Annotated in this window: 2 protein-coding genes and 1 pseudogene; all 3 read right to left on the reverse strand. The window is 60.8% G+C overall.

Features of this window, described 5'->3' with window-relative positions; all coding sequences use genetic code 11:
* A pseudogene (locus P0D73_RS46270) lies at positions 1-317 on the reverse strand (DDE-type integrase/transposase/recombinase); the annotation flags it as partial.
* Positions 318-401: 84 nt separating this feature from the next.
* Positions 402-1,454 carry an alpha/beta hydrolase gene (locus P0D73_RS46275; protein WP_408295125.1) on the reverse strand — a complete coding sequence of 351 codons (1,053 nt, stop codon included), beginning with the start codon at positions 1,452-1,454 and terminating at the stop codon, positions 402-404.
* A gap of 24 nt (positions 1,455-1,478) precedes the next feature.
* The coding region (locus tag P0D73_RS46280; protein ID WP_408320686.1) for a dehydroquinate synthase/iron-containing alcohol dehydrogenase family protein at positions 1,479-2,133 on the reverse strand (655 nt) is incomplete at its 5' end.

Below are 2,133 nucleotides of genomic sequence, written 5' to 3' on the forward strand. Positions count from 1 at the left end.
TTTTGGCGATCAAGTGCATGACTTCGTTGCGGCCAGCAGGATCCGGACTCAGCGAAAGTCTTGAATCCCAGCATGGGTCGCATGCGACGCTTGATCGCCCGATGGTCCAGCTCAACCAGTTGTTGAGATATCTGAATTGGCGGATCCTGACGGGTGTTGCACGTTCGGCATCGATGGCTTCGAGCGCGGCGAAATCGGCATCACTCCTGTTGATGGTCCCGTCTCGAGACGCCATTCTGCGCGATCGATCTCTCGAAGTATCGCCGGGCTGCCGCCTTGTCCCGATGGGCGCGCAGCAGGAGGTCGATAATGTGACCCTCCTCGCCGGAATGAAGCCGTCCCACGACGCCAGGAAAGCGATCCCATTCGAGAGTAGCAAAAGCGCGCCTCTCGAATGGGGATCAATGGCTGAGGTGCGTATCGAGAAATTGAGTGATTTCTGCGAATGCCGCTTTGTCCTCGGGCACACGATCATCCATCTGGTACTGAGCGTGCGACATTCCGTCGAAAACTTCGAGTTGTGCATCGACGCCGGACTGCTGAAGCTTCTGGTGTACACGGACCGTGTTGCTGAGCAGCAAGTCGCGTGTTCCTGTGGTCAGGATCGCTGGCGGAAAGCCATGCATATCTCCGTACACGGGTGAGAGCAGCGGGTCCTTCAGATCATGACCGTGCGCGTAGACAACTGCCGCGGCGTGACAGAACCCATTGGGTGACACCAGGACGTTGTCCACCTTTTCATTCGTGTAGAACGAGTCACCAGTCTTCGTCAGGTCGGACATCGGCGTACCAGGTGCGATCGCACCCGGCATTTTCAGCCCTTCCTGCCTCGCGCGCAGCATCAGTTCGAGCACGAGCGCGCCACCGGCCGAGGTCCCGAAAACGCCCACATTCTTTGGGTCGTTCCTCTGGAGCACCGACTTATACACACTCTCGACGTCGTCGAGCGCTGCGGGGAAATAAGCCTCGGGCGGCATGCGGTAGTCGACCGAAATGACCTTGTAGTGTCCAAGACCCGCCATGATGATGGCCTCTCCCGTACCCGACTCTCCAGGGTAAAGCTCGTAGCAGCCGCCATGGATATGAATCAGCACCTTGTCGCGATGTTCGGGCGGAATATGGTTGGGCGTCACGATGTGCACCCTCACGCCGTTGATCGTCGATGCCTGCACCGTCACGTCCAGACGCTCGCGCATGGCCGGGAGCGTTTGCATGACCTTCGCGGCCTGTGCGTCGGCAGCCGTTCTCCATTGCTCGCCCGTCGTCCACAAGACATTCCAGGCGGGGTTCAGCGGCGCCCCGATGAGCCTTTGCAATTGGGGGCTGACTTCCGTCGGCACCGGAATGGTCCGCGCGGGCACCTGGCGAGGCGCAAGCGTGCCGTCGTCGGCAAGCGCCGCGCCGGAAACTGAGGCGAAGGCGGCGCACGCGAGCAGGAATTTAGTGAACTTCATTGCAGAACTCTCTCCGGTTCGGGATTAAACGGCCACCTGATACACCTTGCGGCTCACGTCGAGCGTCACGTCGCCGCGTTCGCCCAGTGCCGTCATCCCGTGCTCTTCGAGTTTCGTGATCAGCGTGCCGATCGACTGGCCGCTGATCTGATAGTCGCGCAAGCGGGTTCCCACCGACATGCGTTCGAAGAACACACGCGTCGCCGTGATCGCCGCACTGATACGTTCGTCCTCGCTGCCTTCAGTGATGTTCCAGACTCGTTCGGCGTACTGCAGCAACTTCCCGCGTTTCGACTCGCGGCGCACGCTCAGCATGGCCGGCAGCACGATGGCGAGCGTCTGTGCGTGATCGAGTCCGTGCAGCGCCGTGATCTCGTGGCCGAGCATGTGGGTCGCCCAGTCCTGCGGCACGCCGGCGCCGATCAAACCGTTCAAAGCCAGCGTTGCCGTCCACATCAGATTGGCTCGCACCGCATAGTTGTGCGGCTCGGCGAGCGCTTGCGGGCCGACTTCAGTCAGCGTGATCAGCAGGCCTTCGGCGAAACGGTCCTGTACCCTGGCGTCCACCGGGTAGGTCAGGTACTGCTCGACGATATGAACGAACGCATCGACGACACCGTTGGCAATCTGTCGCGGCGGCAACGAATAGGTCGTGGTCGGATCGAGCACCGAGAAGACA

Origin of the sequence: Paraburkholderia sp. RL18-101-BIB-B, from assembly GCF_046026985.1 — a bacterium.
Classification (GTDB): Bacteria; Pseudomonadota; Gammaproteobacteria; order Burkholderiales; family Burkholderiaceae; genus Paraburkholderia.

Coding starts and splice junctions, on each gene's coding strand:
- P0D73_RS46275 (WP_408295125.1), bottom strand. CDS start 1,454: ATGAAGTTCACTAAATTCCTGCTCGCGTGCGCCGCCTTCGCCTCAGTT.